Below are 17,802 nucleotides of genomic sequence, written 5' to 3' on the forward strand. Positions count from 1 at the left end.
AGGTGTGTTAATGCAACGTCAACAACGCGGTTTTACCCTGCTGGAAGTCATGGTGGTTATCGTGATTCTGGGCGTCCTGGCCAGTCTGGTCGTCCCGAATTTGCTGGGTAATAAAGAAAAGGCTGATCAGCAGAAAGTCGTGACCGATATTGGTGCGCTGGAGCAGGCATTGGATATGTATAAGCTGGATAACAGTGTTTATCCAACCACAGATCAAGGCCTGGATGCGCTGGTGACTGCGCCTTCGTCAAGCCCTGAACCTCGTAATTACCGTAATGGTGGCTATATCAAGCGTCTGCCGAAAGACCCTTGGGGTAACGACTATAACTACGTGATGCCTGGTGAACATGGCCCGGTAGATGTCTTCAGCTTAGGTGCTGACGGTCAGGAAGGCGGTGAAGAGGTCAATACCGATATCGGCAACTGGAATATGCTGGATTACCGTTAATTCAAGCTATGAAACGTGCAGCTGCCGGATTTACGCTGATTGAACTGATGCTGGTGCTGGTGCTGCTGGCCACCAGCGCTGTAGCCGTTGTGATGACGCTGCCGGCGCCTAAAAATGAGGTGCTGAAAGAAGAATCACAGCGATTTTATTATCTGGTGCAACTGCTGGGTGAAGATGCCATGCTCAATGGCCGTGATTACGGTGTCCGGGTTGACAGGCAGGGCTACCAGTTTTTTGAACTGGACCCGAAAGGCTGGCAACCCCTCAAGGATTCACGTTACTTCAGCGAAGTCACTTTGCCCGATACGCTCGGCATGGAAGTCAAGGTTGGCAGTGACGCCTGGCAGGACGAGGATCGTTTGTTCGAACCCGGTTCGCTGTTTGACGAGGACCTGTTTGCCAGTGAAGAAGATCAAAAAGCCAAACCACCGCAGATTATCGTGATGTCCAGTGGTGAGTATACGCCTTTTACTGTGTCGTTTGATGCCAGCGGAGCAGGCGATATCTGGACAGTCGAAGCCGATGAAGTCGGACAACTGCACCTGCTTGAACCGGGCGCTACCCGGGAGGAGTCAGGCCAATGAGTTCCCGGCGGAAATTATCTTCTCAAACGGGCTTCACATTACTGGAAGTGCTGGTTGCCATGGCCATTTTTGCGACGGCCGCCCTGAGTGTGATGAAGGCGGTCGGACAGCACATCAACGCCATGGGTTACCTGGAGCAGAAAACCTTTGCCACCATGGTGGCGGATAATGAGCTGGCCCGAATTCGTATTGCAGGCGAGCGGCTGACTGCCGAGAAGAAAGGCAAATCTGAGCTCGCCGGGCGGCAATGGTACTGGTCAATAAAAAGCACCGCCACAGCGGATGGTTACCTTCGAGCCCTGGATATTGTTGTCGCTACCGATGAAGCGCTGAAAGACAGGGTGGCGACCTTAAGGACTTATATTGAGAACTGAGCATCGTCAGCCATTATCACGGCACGCGGGATTTACACTGCTCGAAGTACTGGTGGCTATTGCGGTGTTTGCTATGTTCAGCTTGTCGGCCTATCAGGTCATGAACGGGGTGCAGCGCAGCGATGAACAGTCGCGGGAACATAATCAGCGGCTACAGGAAATCCAGCGGGCCATGCTGATGCTGGACAACGATTTTCGTCAGATTATCGGCCGTCAGGTCAGGCAGCAGGGCAATAACGAGAGTGGCCCTTTGTTGCAGAGCGGTGAATACCTGCTCGACTCTGCGAGCGACGGCATTATTTTTACCCGTGATGGCTGGCAGAACCCGCAGCAAATGTTTCCCCGCAGTGAGATCCTCCGGGTGGGCTATCGCATTATTGATGAACAACTCGAGCGGGTGTGGTTTCGCTATCCTGATACTGTGGTAGGCACTGAGCCTTTGGTGCGTAAGGTGCTGCAAGGTGTGACGGCTTTGTCGTTTAGCTATTATGGCCCGCAAGGCTGGCAGGAAGCCTGGTCAGATAACACCAGATTGCCCAAGGGCATTGCTGTCACCCTGACACTGGAAGATCTGGGCAAGATAGAGCGTGTGTATATGCTGCCGGAAGCGGTATTACCGGACGCAGCAAAGCCGGATGAGGACACCGCCTCATGAGACAGTCTCCTGCCAGACAGCAAGGGGTGGCCCTGATTGTTGCCCTGCTGCTGTTAGCCATGATGACCTTGCTGGCGGTTCAGATGACAGATCGTCTGCAGCTGAATTTTTATCGGGTTGAGAATCAGGTTTTTAACCAGCAGGCCTACTGGTACAGCCAGGGTATGGAGCAGTTGGCCAAAGTGGCGATAGAACAGAGTCTGGCGGACAGTGACACTGTTAACTTAAGCCAGGTCTGGGCAACCGAAGGCCAGAGCTATCCGCTGGATAATGGCGAAGTGCAGGGAAATATCTATGATCTGCAGGCGTGCTATAACCTGAATGCCTTGTCGGGTCAGGCGCCTGAGCAGGATCGCAGCCAGAAGCCGTTCCGGGTACGTTTTCTGCAGGCCCTGTTAGAAGAAGCGGGAGCGGAAAGCTATGAAGCGGAAGTGGCGGCGGATTCGGTATGGGAGTACGTCGATCCCGACGAGACAGTGTACAGCGCCTACGGTGCAGGCGACAGCAGCTATGAAGGGTTTTCACCGGCGTACCTGCCGCCCAGAAATCTGATGGCAGATGTGAGCGAGTTTCGCGCGGTGAATGGCGTGAGTGCCACCATGTACCAGCAGGCTCGCCCTTTATTATGTGCCTTACCGTCGACCGATCTGCTGATCAATGTCAATACGATCCAGCCTGCTCAGGCAGCGTTGCTGGTCGGCGTATTCAGCCCGGAGCTGAGCCTGGATGATGCCCGTCAGTTGATAGAGAACCGCCCCTATGACGGCTGGCAGGATGTGGATGCCTTTCTGGCCGAAGGGGCCGTTAACCGGCTGACTGAAGCGGCGCGCAAGCAGGCGAAATCTTACCTGGCCGTAAAAAGTGATTTTTTTGAGCTCGATGCTGAAGTGACAGTGGATCGTGCGCGATTGCGAATATTAGCCCTGCTCAAACGAGACGGGGAGAACAAGGTGACTGTCGTACGTCGCCGTTATGGAGGAATGAGTGAGCGAGTTTCTGACGATAAGGCTGAGTAGCCGTCCTGACGGGCCGGTACATTGGCTGGTCTGGTCGCCACAGCAACAGGAAGTGATTGCCTCGGGTGAACTGGCTGACACTGGTCAGCTGGGCGAGCTGGCGGCATACGGGGAAAGCCGGCCTGTGTATCTGCTGGTATCAGGCAGTGATGTGCTGTTGAGCCAGGTATCGATCCCATCCGGGTCCGGGCGTCAACTGGCACAGGTACTGCCGTATCTGCTGGAAGAAGAGCTGGCGCAGGATGTTGATGACCTGCACATTCATATGCTTAAGCGGGAAGCCGATAAGGCGGACGTTGCTGTCGTCGGACATCAGCGGATGCAGTACTGGTTGTCGTTATGTGATGATGCCGGGCTGGCGGTACGAAAAATCATTCCAGACTGTCTCTGTTTGCCGGCCTTTGACAATAGCTACAGTGCCGCCGAAATTGATGGTCAGTGGCTATTGCGCCAGTCGGCGACCCAGGGCATTTGCGCCGACACCGAATGGCTGGCGAGCTGGATGATGGCGCAACAGGTGCCATTAATCAGCCAGGTGCTGGAAGAGGAATCCCCAGAAGCGCAGAGCGCCGATGCGCAAACCGCGGCCGAGGCGTTGACGGACGACGCGGAAGACTCAGTCAGCCAGCACCGAATTCGTCATTTCACCCCAGCGCCATCCGGCATGCCCGGACACTGGCAGGCCGAAGCTCCTGAGCTGGTGATGGCCCTATTGGCAAAAGGGGCTGATGACAGCAAAGTCAATTTACTGTCCGGTCCTTATAAACTGCAACCGACCTGGCACAAAGCGCTTAAGCCCTGGCGAAAAGTGGGCATTGCCGCTGTGCTGGTACTGGGCGTGCTGGTGGCTGAATATGTGGTGCGTGTGCAGGGCATGGAAAATCAGGCACTGGCCTATAAAACCGAGAGTGAACGTATTTTTCGCCAGGTACTGCCGCAATTTAACAATATTCCCACCAGCAGTTACCTGAAACGCCAGATGAATCAGGAACTGTCACGCCTCGGCGGTGCGGAGTCGGGTCAGGGGGTATTGCCCTGGCTGATTGAGCTGCGTCCGGCGTTACTGAAAGTGCCGCAGATCTCGGTGCAGAATCTGAAATACGACCACAACCGCCATGAACTGAGGTTGCAGGCGGTGGCGGGTGAATTCCAGCATTTCGAACAGCTCAGGGTTTTGCTGGTGGAAGGATTTGAAGTTGAACAGGGCCAGCTTAACCGTGACGGCCAACAGGTAAGTGGTGCGCTGGTGCTGAGGAGACGTTCGTGAATCAGTGGTTTAAAGCATTAAGCGCGCGAGAGCAGCGTCTGGTGATTGGCGGCGCAATCGCACTGGTGATTGCGGTGCTGTACTGGGGCATTTGGCAGCCGATGGCACAAAGGGCTGACTCTGCCGAGCAAAATCTGCAGACAGAGCGTCAGCTACTGAGCTGGGTCAGCGAGAAGGCTGACGATATTACCGCGTTGCGGGCTAAAACCGGCGCAACCGGCAGTGTCAGCCCCCAGGGGCTGAATCAGGTCGTCAATGAAACCACGCGCCGGTTTCGCATTGAATTGATCAGAATGCAGCCGCGTGACGAAGCCGTTCAGGTTTGGGTGCAGCCTTTGCCCTTTAATACATTAGTTAACTGGCTGGCTTTTCTGCGTGAAGAACACGGTATTGAAGCGCAGTTTCTGGATGTATCAAAAACCAATCAGGCGGGGCTGGTAGAAGTGAACCGTTTACAGCTGGGACGAGGCTAAGCGTGAGGTACAACATATTGTTAGGGGTGAGTTTTGCGCTGGCCCTGATTGTAAGTCTGCTGGTGCATTTGCCGGCGAGCTGGGTGTGGCAGTATGTGCCCAAGGTGCCCGGACTGTCGGTGACCGGCATCAGCGGAACGCCCTGGCAAGGGGCCGCGAGTCAGGTTCGTTGGCAGCAGTGGAACCTGGGGCAGGTTTACTGGGAACTCAGTCCGTGGAAGCTGCTGAGTGCCAATGCTGAATTTGCGGTGCGACTGGGCCAGGGCAGTGATCTGGGGCTGAGAGGACGAGGTTTGATGGGTGCGGATCTCAGCGGCCTGTATGCACAGAACTTGCTGTTATCTCTGCCTGCCCAGCAGGCGATTCAGTATGCACGCCTTCCGGTGCCTTTGAATCTGGGCGGTAACTTCGAACTCACCGTTCGTGACTACAGGTTTGCGCTGCCTTACTGCCAGTCGCTGGACGGCGCACTGGTGTGGAGCGGAGCCAGCATAGGCACCCCGCTGGGTGACGTCGATCCCGGTCAGGTACTGGCGGATGTGAGCTGCAATGACGGGCAACTGGCAGCGACTGCCAATCAGGCTTCGGCTCAGGTCAGCAGCGAATGGCAAGCGGGCTTAACCACGGATCAGCGCTATAACCTGAACGGCTGGTTTAAGCCGGGCGCCGAGCTGCCATCCGGGTTACAGGAACAGCTGAAATGGCTGGGCAACCCGGATGCCAATGGCCGTTATCCTATTCGTTATACAGGTCGCCTGTAAGCCACAGGCTGTGCAGCGACACCTGGTCTGGCGGGGTGAGGAAAATCAAATCTGTCTGAATACGCATTTTTCCTTTATTTCATGACCGCCATGCCATTTAATAGCAGACAGACCAAGTGACAGGGAAATACGATGGCGGCAGAGAATAAGAAACCGACAATTCTGGCAACCGAGGTGGTGGCACAATCCCGCCTGTTTAAAATAGAGTCTCTGGATCTCCGTTTCAGTAACGGTGAGACCCGTACCTATGAGCGTATGAAACCCAGCGGCCGGCATGCTGTGATGGTGGTGCCTGTGACGGCCGAGGGGGATCTCTTGCTGGTGCGTGAGTACTCAGCGGGTACGGATCGCTATGAACTCGGCTTTCCCAAGGGATTGATTGACCACGGCGAAACGGCCGACGAAGCCGCTAACCGGGAAATGAAAGAAGAGATTGGTTTTGGTGCCAGACAGTTAGTGCCAATGAAAGAAGTGGTGCTGGCACCGTCTTATTTTTCCAGCAGGATGACGCTGTTTCTCGCACAGGATTTATTTCCCGAAAAACTGGTCGGCGATGAACCTGAGCCGCTGGACATTGTACGCTGGCCATTGTCGCAGGCCGAAGAATTACTGAGCCATCTTGATTTTGCTGAAGCCAGAAGCATCACCGCCTTGTTTCTGGCATTGAAGTACTTATCCTAGCAGGAGTGTGAGATGGAGCTGTCGACGCTAATTCCATCCGTGATAGAAATTGCCCGGGAATCGGGGCAGGTGATCCTTGATATTTATCAGCGCGGTCAGTTCGAGAAACAGATCAAGACTGACAATACACCTGTGACCAGCGCAGATCTGGCCGCCCATAAACTGGTGCTGGAAAGGTTAACCGAACTGACGCCGGATATTCCTGTGTTGTCCGAAGAAGATGCTGCCATTCCGCTGGAAGAGCGCCAGCAGTGGGATCGTTACTGGTTGGTCGATCCTCTCGACGGTACACAAGAGTTCATCGCCGGCAGTGGCGATTTTGCCACAATCATCGCCCTGGTTGAGAACAATCACCCTGTGATGGGCGTGGTGTATGCGCCGGTATCAGGCGTTGTTTACTACGCCAGCCGCCGGCAGGGGGCCTGGAAAATTACCCCCGAAGGTGAAACTGTCTCCATCTCGACCCACAAGCACGAAGGGCCGACTCGGTCGATAGCAGTGGCTATCAGCCGCCGCCAGGATATCCGGGCGATCACCAACCGGCTGGATCCGGCGCTGAATTACGACTTAGTCCCGCTGGGGTCAGCGGCCCTGAAATCCTGTCTGGTGGCAGAAGGGGCGGTCGATTGTTACCTGCGTCTGGGCCCCACCGGCGAGTGGGACACAGCGGCGACCCAGTGCATTGTGGAAGAGGCGGGCGGACGCATTCTCAATACCCACCTGACACCTCTGTCTTACAATGAGCGCCACACGCTGGAGAACCCGAATTTTATTACGCTGGGCGATGAAAGCCTGCCCTGGGCAGATATCCTGACCCCGGACAACCGGATGATGGAAGCCCGTTAACACATTGCTCTGGCCTTTTTTCAGACAGAGGCCAGGGTGCGTTTCCAGCCGCCTGGTCAAATCCGGCATCAGACATCATGTTCAAAGATGCGATCGCAGGTACTGATCAGTCGCTCTGCCAGGGTTTTGCTCAGCGCCGACAGCTTATCCTGGGTATGCAGGGTCACTTCCATATCCTGCACCGGCGGCAGTCCGTCATCTTCATCCAGAATTCTGTGGTGCTCGGTCACCAGCCTTCTTGGCAGCAGCGAAATACCCAGTCCGGCCTCCACGGCACAGCACACCCCCGACAAACTGGTACTGACGTAGGCCAGGCGCCAGCTTCTGCCCAGGCTGTCAAACGTATGGGCCATTTCATTGCGGTACAGGCCGCCAATCGGAAAAGACACCAGAGGCACCGGCTGCCGGTCGAGGTTGTTGCTGTGCAGACTATCAATCCAGCACAAGGGCTCCGGCCAGCTGGCTAACCCCGGCAGACTGCCCTGCCGCTGCTTGACCAGGGCTAAATCCAGCTCGTTACTCTGAAATTTCCGCCATATATCGCTGCATAAGCCACTTTTTACTTCCAACCGGATGCCCGGAAATTCAGTCGAGAAAGCATGCAGCGTGGGCATGATGGCGTGAGTGGCAAAGTCCTCCGGCACCCCAAGCCGGATCTTTTGCTGTTCGGCGCTGACACTGGTCTGCACGACCGCTTCATTCATCAATTGCAGGATGCGGCGGGCATAATTGAGCACCCGCTCGCCTTCCAGCGTCGCTGTGACATAGCGGCCTTTGCGGTGCAGCAGTTCGCAGCCGAGCTGAGACTCAAGCTTACGGACCTGCTGGCTGACCGTCGACTGAGTCAGGTGGGTGCTGTCGGCGGCCCGGGTAAAGCTGCCGGAATCGACCACGGCGACAAAGCTGCGCAGCAGCACCGGGTCTAACGTCTTGTTGTGATTCATAATCTGTTATCAGTGGGAATTCCACTACTTGGCATTAAGTTATTTAATTTATAAATCAAATTGCCATGATCTACAATCAACACAATTCAGAATTGAAACAGCAGCCTCGTCAAGACTCTGCTTATCCATTGGCGCAGTAATACTGCTATACATGAAAGGACATATGTTATGGCCCGGAACACTTATTATGCCCCCACAGGTGGACTGCCACCGCAAACCCAGATTCTCTCTGACCGCGCGGTTTTTACCGAAGCCTATGCCATCATTCCTAAGGGAGTGATGAGTGATATCGTGACCAGCTTTCTGCCGTTCTGGGACAATACCCGGCTGTGGGTGATTGCCCGGCCAATGAGTGGCTTTTCTGAAACTTTCTCCCATTACATCATGGAAGTCTCCCCGCAGGGCGGCAGCGACAAACCCGAACTGGATGCGGGTGCGGAAGGCGTGCTGTTTGTGGTCGAAGGCGAGATGACCCTGACGCTGGAAGGCGAGCAATATCAGATGGAAACCGGCGGTTATGCCTATCTGCCGCCATCAGCCAAGTGGAGCCTGAAAAACAATGGCGATGCGCCGGTGCGTTTCCACTGGATTCGCAAGGCCTATGAATTTGTTGAAGGCATTGAGGTACCTGACGCCTTTGTGACCAACGAGAATGACATCGAGCCAACGCCGATGCCAGACACCAATGATGCCTGGGCGACAACCCGCTTTGTTGATTCGGCGGATATGCGTCACGACATGCAAGTGAACATAGTGACCTTCCAACCCGGTGGGATCATTCCGTTTGATGAAACGCATGTGATGGAACATGGTCTGTACGTACTGGAAGGTAAAGCGGTTTATCACTTAAATCAGGACTGGGTGGAAGTGGAAGCCGGCGACTATATGTGGTTACGCGCTTTCTGCCCGCAGGCATGTTATGCCGGTGGCCCGGGTCGTTTCCGCTACCTGCTGTTTAAAGACATCAACCGTCATATGGTACTTAACCCATCACCGGCGTATCGCGGTAATCGCCGCTAAGCAAAGTCCTAATGGCAAAAGTCCCAATCGCAAAAACGGCGCCTAGAGCGCCGTTTTTTTATGGTGTGTAGCGCTCCACAGCATCGGCTGGGGAGTGGTGCTTTCAAAACAGACGGTTCAGTCCATTCAGTGCTGCCACCCGGTAGGCTTCAGCCATGGTCGGGTAGTTAAAGGTGGTATTGACGAAGTAATCTATGCTGTTACCGCCGTTTTTCTGCTCCATGATCGCCTGGCCGATGTGAATGATCTCTGACGCCCGCTCGCCGAAGCAGTGGATCCCTAAGATCTCTTTGGTTTCGCGGTGGAACAGTATCTTCAGGCTGCCGACATCGGTACCGGCTATTTGTGCCCGGGCCAGGTGTTTGAATTGCGCTCGTCCCACTTCATACGGCACTTTTTCCGCAGTCAGCTGCTGCTCGGTTTTACCCACAGAGCTGATTTCAGGAATGGTGTAGATACCGGTTGGGATGTGATCGATCAGCTGGCCCTGAGCCTGACCGGTTGCTATGGCCTGCGCCACGAAGCGGCCCTGATCATAGGCGGCGCTCGCCAGACTCGGATAGCCAATCACATCACCCACCGCATAAATGTTATCGGCCTCGGTGCAGTAGTTTTGGTCGACGGACAGCTGGCCGCGTGAGTCTGGTGTCAGCCCGACCACCTCCAGGTTGAGGCGATCTGTGTTACCTGTCCGGCCGTTGGCGTACAGCAGACAGTCGGCTTTCATTTTCTTGCCGGATTCCAGATGCAGGATCACGCCGTCTTCCGTGCCTTCAATCTTGCTGTAGGCCTCCCCGCTGCGGATCATCACACCGTTGTTCCACAGGTGGTAAGACAGCGAATCGGAGATCTCGTTATCAAGAAATTCCAGCAGCCGCTGGCGGGTGTTGATGAGGTCAACTTTTACCCCCAGGCCACGGAAGATAGAGGCATATTCACTGCCGATCACCCCGGCCCCATAAATAATAATGTGGCGCGGGTCGTGCTGCAGACGCAGAACGGAGTCACTGTCATAGATGCGCTGGTGGGTGAAGTCGACATCTTTGGGCTGGTAAGGACGTGAGCCGGTGGCAATCACGAATTTATCGGCGGTATAGGTGTCATGGCTGCCGTCGTGATTACGAACACGTATGGTGTTTTTATCGACAAAACTGGCTTCACCGGCAATGATGGGGCAACTGTTGCGATCATAAAAGCCCTGGCGCATTCTCGTTTGCTTACTGACCACTGTTTGCGCGTGCCCCAGAATCTGGCTGAAGGTACTGTGCAGCGTGGTGGTGTTCTTGCTGTAGAGCGGGTTTTTATTGAATTCGATAATACGGCTGACCGCATGGCGCAGCGCTTTAGACGGGATAGTGCCCCAATGGGTACAGCCGCCGCCGACGCGGCTTTCGCGTTCAATGATAGCGACACTGAAACCCGCTTTGGTCAGTCCCATGGCGGCCCCTTCGCCTCCGGGTCCGCTGCCGATAATAATCACATCATAGTGAGAAGGAGTCGTGGGGTGTTGAGTGCTCATGGGCCGCCTTATTTATCCGATTGTTTCTGTGGTGCGGAGTGTAACGCTTTCCAATCGAAGGGAAAATCGCGACTCCCCGATAGAGCGCGTAGGATCACGTTGTGGCAGAAGAAACCCTCATTTTTATCGCTGGCAGACAGCAGTTTGTGAGCCGACAGGGAAAATGACGTTTGTGATTTTGCTTCCACCTGACAGGGCCGTTAGTATTCCCACCGGCAAAGTGTGGATTGACGCTGATCAAGTGGCTGAAAGCGGGTATAGTGAGACTCAAACTGGCAACTGAACAGAAGCAGGAACCCATGGGGATCAGGGCCCAACAAAAAGAAAAAACCCGGCGTTCACTGATTAACGCAGCCTTTAACCAGCTCAGTGCTGAGCGTAGTTTTTCCAATCTCAGTTTGCGCGAAGTTGCGCGTGAAGCTGGTATAGCACCCACATCTTTTTATCGTCACTTCAAAGATATGGATGAACTTGGACTAACATTGGTTGATGAAGGTGGCTTACTGCTTCGCCAGCTGATGCGTCAGGCTCGCCAGCGCATTGCGGAAGAAGGCAGTGTTATCCGCACTTCTGTTGAAACCTTCATGGAATTTATTGAAAGCAGCCCGAACGTTTTCCGTTTGCTGTTACGGGAACGATCCGGCACCTCGCCGGCATTCCGTGCTGCTGTGGCGAGAGAAATTCAGCACTTCGTGGCGGAACTCACTGAGTATCTGGAAGCCAAAGGCGGGAGCCGGCACGAAGAAGCTTATATCCAGGCTGAAGCGTTAGTCACTTTGGTGTTCAGCTCAGGAGCCGATGCTCTGGATCTGGACAGTCAGTCGCGGGCAGAACATGCAGAGCGCTTAATCATGCAACTGCGAATGATCGCCAAAGGAGCTTACTGGTATCGTAAAGAGCGTGAGCGCAACACGCTGGCGCATAAACCTTAATTGAGTATGTTGGTGAAGATATGGACAAGCAACAAGTTAAAGCAGAACGCAAGACCTTAATCCTGTCACTGTTAGCAGGACTGTGCGGTAACGCCACGCTGGCAGTATTTACCTCCAGTGCTGTCGCTTTTTCTATTTTTCCGGTGATTGCTTTTGTGATGACTGTGTATTGCATGTATCAGGACTACCTGACACGCCCGATGGCAGAAGGGACCCCGGCCATTGCCTTTGCTTTGTTTCTGGTCGGCGCCTTTGGCTATTCTGCCTTTCTGCGCGCGCAGGCACCGGATATGGGCTCTAACTTTCTGCCGTTGATGATCTGTTTAGCGCTGCTGTTGTGGGTCGCTTACCGCATGGGTGTGATGAAGCCGAAATCGAAATCCAAAGCTCAGGATGATGCATAATCTCTCAGCATGAAAGACAGAAAAGGCGCCTGAGGCGCCTTTTTCGTTTTTACTGTTTTCGCTCGGGATTATTTGCGCTCCAGCATCACACCTGCTTCCATGTGGTGGGTGTAAGGGAACTGATCAAACAGCGCAAACCGGGTAATGCGATGGGTCTGACCCAGAATCTCCAGGTTAGCTTTTAGCGTGTCCGGGTTACAGGAGATATAGACAATACGCTCATAGGCCTGAACCATGCGACAGGTATCCTCGTCCATGCCTGAGCGGGGCGGATCAACAAAAATGGTGTTGCAGTTGTAGCTGCTGAGATCAATGTTATTGTCTTTCAGGCGCCGGAATTCGCGCTGCCCTTCCATCGCCTGAGTAAACTCTTCAGCAGACATACGGATGATCTGTACATTGTCGATCTTGTTCGCTGCAATGTTGTACTGCGCTGATTCTACTGAAGGCTTGGCCAGCTCAGTGGCCAGCACCCGGTCAAAGTTCTTCGCCAGTGCCAGCGAGAAGTTGCCGTTGCCGCAATATAGTTCCAGCAGATCGCCTTCGCTGTCCTGGGTGCAGTCTACCGCCCACTCCAGCATCTTTTGCGCCACTTCGCCGTTCGGCTGAGTAAAACTGTTTTCTACCTGCTGATAGGTCAGTGTTTGATCGTGAACAGTCAGTTTTTCAATCACATAATCCTGATCCAGCACAACTTTCTGTTTACGTGCACGGCCGATCAGGTTGAGATTGAACCCTTCATCATTCAGCCTTTGCTTCAGGGCTCTGGCTTCTGCGACCCACAGATCATCCAGTTGACGGTGATATAGCAGGGAAACCAGAATCTCTCCGCTCAGCGTGGACAGGAAATCGACCTGGAACAGCTTATGACGCAGTGCCCGGTTCGGCTTCATGGCATCTACCAGCAGCGGCATCAAATCATTGATCAGACGGCTGGCTTGCGGAAACTGATCGACCCGGTACTTCTCGCGGGTTTCCTGATTGAACATGATGTAATACAGGTCTTCACCTTCATGCCAGACACGAAACTCAGCACGCATACGGTAGTGTTGAGCAGGAGAAGCGAACACCTCCAACTCCGGGGTTTCTACGTCAGCAAACAGCGCTTGCATACGCTCGGCCTTTTCGTCCAGTTGTGCTTGGTAGGTGGCGGGGTTGATTGGGGTTGCTGCCATGGTGTTGCCTCAAAACTGCTCAAAATAAGAGCGCAGATTTTATTGCATTGTTGACTGATGTCCAGTGAAAGGGGGGAGAAAAGTGCAGGCCAGATAGATTTGTCATGACTAATAGCAAACTAAACTAGACAATTCCGACCGGGAAAACTAGCATTCCGCTGCGCTGGTTTGCCTGTTCGCAGGCGGGGAATACGGTGAGAATCCGTAACTGACGCGCAGCGGTAAGAGAGAACGAAAGACACAAGGCTGATAGCCAGACACTGTTTCATCAGGCAAGCGCAATGCCGGCCAGCCGAAATGGGAAGTCGTTGTCCTAGGCGGTTGTTCAACCATGCTCTCAAGTCCGAAGACCGACCAGCGAGACAGGCAGTATGGAGACTGCCCAGATTTCAACGCGATTTAAGGTATCCATGACAATGAAAAAAACGCTTTTAGCCGTGGCGTTGGCACCTTTGTGTCTGCAATCCTCGCTCGTTTCCGCCCAGACCACCACCGATGAGACCATGGTGGTGACCGCCAACCGTTTTGAGCAGTCTGCCAAGAACCTCATTGCGCCTGTTTCAGTGGTCACTAAAGCTGATATTGATGCTATTCAAGCCAAGTCACTGGCAGAAGTATTACGCCGTCTTCCGGGGGTGACGATTGCCGCGAACGGCGGATTTGGTCAATTGACAACCGTTTCTGTGCACGGGAGTCAAAATGTTCTGATTATGATGAACGGCGTACGCTTGGGTAGTGCAACGGCGGGCGGAGTCAATCTGGGACAGCTCCCGCTGACAGGGGTTGAAAGTATTGAATTTATCAGGGGTACCCGTGCTGCGATGTATGGTGCAGATGCCACTGCAGGGGTGATTAATATCATTACTACCACGCAGCCTGATGCTTTACAGGGCCGAATTGCAGCCGGTATTGGTAGCGATGGCTATTACCAAACCAAAGGAAGTGTTGCAGGCCGTTTGACTGAGAAAGCTTGGGCCAAAGTGGCTGGTAATTTTGAACAGGCGGATAGCTTTAATGTTGCTGACTTTTCATCTGGTGCCTGGCTCGAAGATCAAAAAGATGAAGATGGCTTTAAAAGTAAGGATGTTCTCGGAGAGTTTGGTGTTGTGCTGAACAATGAATGGCGTGCTGTTGTGAACGCTTTCTATCATGATGGTCATGCAGAGTATGATTATACTAACAGCCTCGGTAATAACGAAGCTGATTACGTATTTTATAATGTTTCTGGTCAGGTGAGTTACGCCTCGGATCGTTTAACGTCTTCGCTACTGCTTGGTGTTAACCGTGACGAAGGAGAGAACAAGGGTAATCAGCCGGGCAGTACGATTGTTACTGACCGTACTCAAATTAACTGGAATAACAGCTATCAGCTGACAGAGCACTTTTATGTTGGGCTGGGTGTTGACTTGGTTGAAGATAAGGTAAGTGATTCCGATCTTTGGAACAGTTTTTCAGGTCAATTTGAATCTTATGATAAAGAGAGCCGCCGTAATGATGCCGGATATATTACGGTTTGGCGGGATGCGGATGATGTCCAGCTCGAAGCCAGTTTGCGATATGACGATAATGAACATTACGGATCTTATACATCATGGCAACTGGGTGCTGGTTGGCGTTTTGTCGAGCAGATGCGGGTAACGGCGAATGCGGGAACAGGCTTTAAAGCCCCAACCTTTAACGATTTGTACTGGCCTAACTTCGCTAATCCGGACCTGGAGCCGGAAGAATCTGAAAACTATGAACTGGCACTGGAAGGTACTCATTCGCTGTTAGATTGGCGTATCGCTGTGTATGACAACACCGTGAGCAATCAAATTCGCAACCAGGGTCAGGGCGAGCAACTGGAGAATCAGGATGTCCGAGTTCAGGGGGTTGAGCTGACAGCAAGCTTTGCAACTGGCTCTATTTACCACGATGTCGCACTGGATTTGATGGAGCATGAGAATGAAAGAGATAAGAAGCGTCTAAGACGTGTGCCTGATGAAGTCCTGAAGTGGAACGCCAGTTACCTGGCTGATTCTTATCAGTTAGAGATGAGTTACCTATATCAAGGGGACAGCCGAGATCAGTATTTTGACCCAGTCACTTTCACCAATCCAGAAGTTAAGTTGAAGAGCTACCACCTGTTGGATGTTGCTGCCAGCTACTATTTGACAGAGGCGCTGACCTTGCAAGGACGCATTGCCAATGTGCTGGACGAAGAGTATGTGACAGCCTATGGCTATAACTCTGCTGAGCGCAGTTATTTTGCCACTGTTTCTTATCGCTTCTAACAGCCATGACAACCGCCTTCGGGCGGTTTTATCTTGGTTGGTAAATGGATTTTTATGAAAACCAAAGTGATAGTCAGTTGGTCATCCGGTAAAGACTCTACCCTGACGCTTCTACGTTTATTAGAAAGCCCTGCCTTTGACGTCGTGGGTCTGTTTACCACTTATGTGGGTACCGAGGTGCCGTTTCAGGCAACGCCAATCGCTGTGGTGCGGGCACAAGCCCGGCTGACAGGACTCCCCTTGGTTGAGATACCGCTTCCTGACGTGTTTCCTCCGAATGACGTGTATCAGTCGCTGGTGGTGGAGGCTATTCGCAATAGCGGATTGGCCGTTGAAGCCGTGGCATTTGGCGACATGTTTTGTAATGGTATTGAAACCTATCGTCGCAGTTATATCGAGCCAGCCGGCTGGCAATGTGTCTTTCCCTTGCTGGGTGAGGACAGCCAGCTGCTGGCTGAGGAAATTCTGCAACGGGGGATAAAAACGATTCTAACAACTGTGGATACCAGCCAGCTCAGTGGTGAGTTCTGCGGTCAATGGTTTAATCACTCATTACTCGCACTGTTGCCTGACGAGGTGGACCCTTGCGGGGAAGACGGCGAATTTCATACTCTGGTGGTTCATGCCCCTTGTTTTTCAGGGCAGTTGGCGATTGAACCACTGCATATAGACAACCAAGGCCGGTTTCATCATCTTCGCTATCGGATCTCAGAACCAGACTCACAGTAAACTGATGTGTGATAGTTGGCTTTTGTCTGTCAGCCAGTATGATGAGGGCTTCTATCTTGGAGCAGTCAGAAAGACGTTGTGAAAACCATCCTTATTTTTGATTCTGGTGTGGGCGGCCTCTCCGTCTATCAGGAGATATACCGCCAGCTGCCACATTATCAATACATCTACGCATTTGATGATGCGGCTTTCCCCTATGGTGAGTTGGACGAGGCGGTATTGGTCGAGCGTACCCTGCACATTGTGTCTTCTCTGGTTACAAAACATAACGCAGATTTGGTTGTGATAGCCTGTAATACCGCAAGCACTATTGTCTTGCCGCCTCTGCGGGCTGCGCTGAGTTTGCCTGTGGTTGGGGTTGTGCCTGCTATTAAGCCTGCGGCATTACTGAGTAAAACGAAAAGCCTGGGCGTGTTAGCCACACCGGCTACGGTTAAACGCCAATATACTCAGGCTTTGATCCAGGAGTTTGCTTCAGATTGCGAGGTCCATTTGCTGGGCAACACGCGCCTGGTTGAAATGGCAGAGATGAAACTACGGGGAGCTCAGGTCGATCTGGACGAGCTGACCGGGATATTGCAGCCTTGGTTTCATACGGCAATTGATACGGTTGTACTCGGATGTACTCACTTTCCGCTGATAAAAGATGAAATCAGTCAGGTGTTTGTCCAGGCAACGAATGTGATTGACTCCGGTAGCGCAATCGCTAGCCGGGTCAATTCACTGTTAGGAGACATGGCCAAAGAAAGGTCACCGCAATGGCAGAACCTGACCTATCATTCTGGTGCGAACGCCAATGTTGTGACATTAAATCACAGCTTACGGGCCATGAACCTGAGTCAAGTGATCAGTCTTAACTATCCTCATTCTTAGGGTCGTTGGCTTCACGTACCTTTAATGTACGCTGGCCAAATTCTTTTTCATTAAGTTTGCTGACGGCGTAGTCAGCATCTTTACTGCTCATGACCACAAAACCGAAACCACGCCTTTTTCCTGTTCGTTTATCTTTCATCAAGCGAACAGCAAAGACCTCCCCGTACTCTGAGAATAAATCTTTAACTTCACTTTCGTTAGCACGATAGGGAAGGTTTCCGACATAGAGCGTTTTACTGCTCTGGTTTTCATCGCCCATCATATTTTCATCCTGATTAGTGTTCAGGTAATGATTGGCAAAACCGGATAAGACGGCACCCAGTGCGAAGGCTATCGCAGCGGTAGAAGAAATGAAGCTAAATATGATGGCACCGATAAGAGTTATCAGCGCAATGATCATAGTGTGTGAGTTGGAAAATTTCATAGGCAAGCTACAGTGTCATCGATTGAAAAGTTAGAAGGCGATTTATTTAACAAATTAATCACATTAATAGTACGTGCATAGTTTTACGATTACCAGAAAGTGAATGTATTGATCGTATAATGTTGACTTAAGGCGCATATTTTTACATTAGTTGAAATTATGACCGGTTAAACATTTTTTATTAAGAAAAGGGTTGTCAGTCTTTTCCAAGTCTCTATAATGCCGCCTCACCAAGACGGGAACGGATGAAAACATCAGTCCGGTTTTGATGAAAGGCGGCACAAAGAAAGCAAATAAAAAATTGTTTGACTACTTTGTTTGATTCGTTAGAATAGCCGCCCTGTCCACGACAAGCCAACGGCAAGTCTGGAAAAGCTCTTTAACAATTTGACCATGCAATCTGT

The 17,802-nt window shown here is 52.5% G+C and carries 20 protein-coding genes and 1 riboswitch; of the genes, 16 read left to right on the forward strand and 4 right to left on the reverse strand.

Features of this window, described 5'->3' with window-relative positions:
- The first annotated feature begins 10 nt into the window (after positions 1 to 10).
- The 10 genes from gspG to cysQ all read left to right on the forward strand — a co-directional run bounded on the left by gspG (position 11) and on the right by cysQ (position 7,105).
- Positions 11 to 448, forward strand: coding sequence for a type II secretion system major pseudopilin GspG (gspG, locus tag P0Y67_RS12775; RefSeq protein ID WP_027251528.1), 438 nt, complete (start codon positions 11 to 13; stop codon positions 446 to 448).
- 8 nt (positions 449 to 456) lie between these two features.
- The gene (gspH, locus tag P0Y67_RS12780; protein WP_342392164.1) at positions 457 to 1,032 is read left to right on the forward strand and encodes a type II secretion system minor pseudopilin GspH; all 576 of its coding nucleotides are present in this window, start codon (positions 457 to 459) and stop codon (positions 1,030 to 1,032) included.
- Positions 1,029 to 1,406 carry a type II secretion system minor pseudopilin GspI gene (gspI, locus tag P0Y67_RS12785; RefSeq protein WP_192017444.1) on the forward strand — a complete coding sequence of 126 codons (378 nt, stop codon included), beginning with the start codon at positions 1,029 to 1,031 and terminating at the stop codon, positions 1,404 to 1,406. The genes gspH and gspI overlap by 4 nt, the downstream gene beginning before the upstream one ends.
- Positions 1,393 to 2,061 carry a type II secretion system minor pseudopilin GspJ gene (gene gspJ, locus P0Y67_RS12790; RefSeq protein ID WP_446728836.1) on the forward strand — a complete coding sequence of 223 codons (669 nt, stop codon included), beginning with the start codon at positions 1,393 to 1,395 and terminating at the stop codon, positions 2,059 to 2,061. Before gspI ends, gspJ begins: the two co-directional genes overlap by 14 nt.
- Positions 2,058 to 3,077: a type II secretion system minor pseudopilin GspK gene (gene gspK, locus P0Y67_RS12795; RefSeq protein WP_342392166.1), complete on the forward strand. Its 1,020-nt coding sequence runs from the start codon at positions 2,058 to 2,060 to the stop codon at positions 3,075 to 3,077. Before gspJ ends, gspK begins: the two co-directional genes overlap by 4 nt.
- Positions 3,046 to 4,344, forward strand: coding sequence for a type II secretion system protein GspL (gene gspL, locus P0Y67_RS12800; RefSeq protein ID WP_342392167.1), 1,299 nt, complete (start codon positions 3,046 to 3,048; stop codon positions 4,342 to 4,344). Before gspK ends, gspL begins: the two co-directional genes overlap by 32 nt.
- Positions 4,341 to 4,817, forward strand: a complete 477-nt coding sequence (locus tag P0Y67_RS12805; protein WP_342392168.1) for a type II secretion system protein M — start codon at positions 4,341 to 4,343, stop codon at positions 4,815 to 4,817. The genes gspL and P0Y67_RS12805 overlap by 4 nt, the downstream gene beginning before the upstream one ends.
- A 2-nt stretch (positions 4,818 to 4,819) precedes the next feature.
- Positions 4,820 to 5,578 carry a type II secretion system protein N gene (locus tag P0Y67_RS12810; protein WP_342392169.1) on the forward strand — a complete coding sequence of 253 codons (759 nt, stop codon included), beginning with the start codon at positions 4,820 to 4,822 and terminating at the stop codon, positions 5,576 to 5,578.
- A 132-nt stretch (positions 5,579 to 5,710) separates the two neighbouring features.
- Positions 5,711 to 6,259, forward strand: a complete 549-nt coding sequence (nudE, locus tag P0Y67_RS12815) for an ADP compounds hydrolase NudE (RefSeq protein ID WP_027251536.1) — start codon at positions 5,711 to 5,713, stop codon at positions 6,257 to 6,259.
- A gap of 12 nt (positions 6,260 to 6,271) precedes the next feature.
- Positions 6,272 to 7,105, forward strand: coding sequence for a 3'(2'),5'-bisphosphate nucleotidase CysQ (gene cysQ, locus P0Y67_RS12820; protein ID WP_342392170.1), 834 nt, complete (start codon positions 6,272 to 6,274; stop codon positions 7,103 to 7,105).
- A 68-nt stretch (positions 7,106 to 7,173) separates the two neighbouring features.
- On the opposite strand, the gene P0Y67_RS12825 is transcribed toward cysQ, so the two are convergent.
- The gene (locus P0Y67_RS12825) at positions 7,174 to 8,049 is read right to left on the reverse strand and encodes a LysR substrate-binding domain-containing protein (RefSeq protein ID WP_342392171.1); all 876 of its coding nucleotides are present in this window, start codon (positions 8,047 to 8,049) and stop codon (positions 7,174 to 7,176) included.
- Positions 8,050 to 8,217: 168 nt separating this feature from the next.
- On the opposite strand from P0Y67_RS12825, the gene P0Y67_RS12830 reads away from it, so the two are divergent.
- Complete coding sequence (locus P0Y67_RS12830; protein ID WP_027251539.1) at positions 8,218 to 9,069, forward strand: bifunctional allantoicase/(S)-ureidoglycine aminohydrolase; 852 nt, start codon at positions 8,218 to 8,220, stop codon at positions 9,067 to 9,069.
- A gap of 103 nt (positions 9,070 to 9,172) precedes the next feature.
- Here the strand turns inward: P0Y67_RS12830 and sthA are convergent, their stop codons facing one another.
- Positions 9,173 to 10,588 carry a Si-specific NAD(P)(+) transhydrogenase gene (gene sthA, locus P0Y67_RS12835; RefSeq protein WP_342392172.1) on the reverse strand — a complete coding sequence of 472 codons (1,416 nt, stop codon included), beginning with the start codon at positions 10,586 to 10,588 and terminating at the stop codon, positions 9,173 to 9,175.
- 299 nt (positions 10,589 to 10,887) lie between these two features.
- Between sthA and fabR the strand changes: the two genes are divergently transcribed.
- Both fabR and P0Y67_RS12845 read left to right on the forward strand, forming a co-directional pair.
- Positions 10,888 to 11,520 carry an HTH-type transcriptional repressor FabR gene (fabR, locus tag P0Y67_RS12840; protein WP_027251541.1) on the forward strand — a complete coding sequence of 211 codons (633 nt, stop codon included), beginning with the start codon at positions 10,888 to 10,890 and terminating at the stop codon, positions 11,518 to 11,520.
- 20 nt (positions 11,521 to 11,540) lie between these two features.
- Entirely contained in the window at positions 11,541 to 11,924 is a 384-nt protein-coding gene (locus P0Y67_RS12845) for a YijD family membrane protein (protein WP_218386248.1), read from the forward strand.
- A gap of 68 nt (positions 11,925 to 11,992) precedes the next feature.
- Here the strand turns inward: P0Y67_RS12845 and trmA are convergent, their stop codons facing one another.
- The gene (gene trmA / locus P0Y67_RS12850) at positions 11,993 to 13,099 is read right to left on the reverse strand and encodes a tRNA (uridine(54)-C5)-methyltransferase TrmA (RefSeq protein ID WP_342392173.1); all 1,107 of its coding nucleotides are present in this window, start codon (positions 13,097 to 13,099) and stop codon (positions 11,993 to 11,995) included.
- A gap of 147 nt (positions 13,100 to 13,246) precedes the next feature.
- Positions 13,247 to 13,472: riboswitch (cobalamin riboswitch) on the forward strand.
- Between the two features lie 43 nt (positions 13,473 to 13,515).
- Between trmA and P0Y67_RS12855 the strand changes: the two genes are divergently transcribed.
- The 3 genes from P0Y67_RS12855 (at position 13,516) to murI (ending at position 16,974) form a co-directional block, all read left to right on the forward strand.
- Entirely contained in the window at positions 13,516 to 15,372 is a 1,857-nt protein-coding gene (locus P0Y67_RS12855; RefSeq protein ID WP_342392174.1) for a TonB-dependent receptor domain-containing protein, read from the forward strand.
- A 54-nt stretch (positions 15,373 to 15,426) separates the two neighbouring features.
- Complete coding sequence (locus tag P0Y67_RS12860; RefSeq protein ID WP_342392175.1) at positions 15,427 to 16,101, forward strand: Dph6-related ATP pyrophosphatase; 675 nt, start codon at positions 15,427 to 15,429, stop codon at positions 16,099 to 16,101.
- 78 nt (positions 16,102 to 16,179) lie between these two features.
- Positions 16,180 to 16,974, forward strand: a complete 795-nt coding sequence (gene murI / locus P0Y67_RS12865; RefSeq protein WP_342392176.1) for a glutamate racemase — start codon at positions 16,180 to 16,182, stop codon at positions 16,972 to 16,974.
- Here murI and P0Y67_RS12870 read toward each other — a convergent pair.
- Entirely contained in the window at positions 16,955 to 17,398 is a 444-nt protein-coding gene (locus P0Y67_RS12870) for an RNA recognition motif domain-containing protein (RefSeq protein WP_027251547.1), read from the reverse strand. The two genes, murI and P0Y67_RS12870, sit on opposite strands and share 20 nt — an antisense overlap.
- Positions 17,399 to 17,802: the final 404 nt, after the last annotated feature.

Origin of the sequence: Photobacterium sp. SP02 (assembly GCF_038519165.1) — a bacterium.
Taxonomy (GTDB): domain Bacteria; phylum Pseudomonadota; class Gammaproteobacteria; order Enterobacterales; family Vibrionaceae; genus Photobacterium; species Photobacterium halotolerans.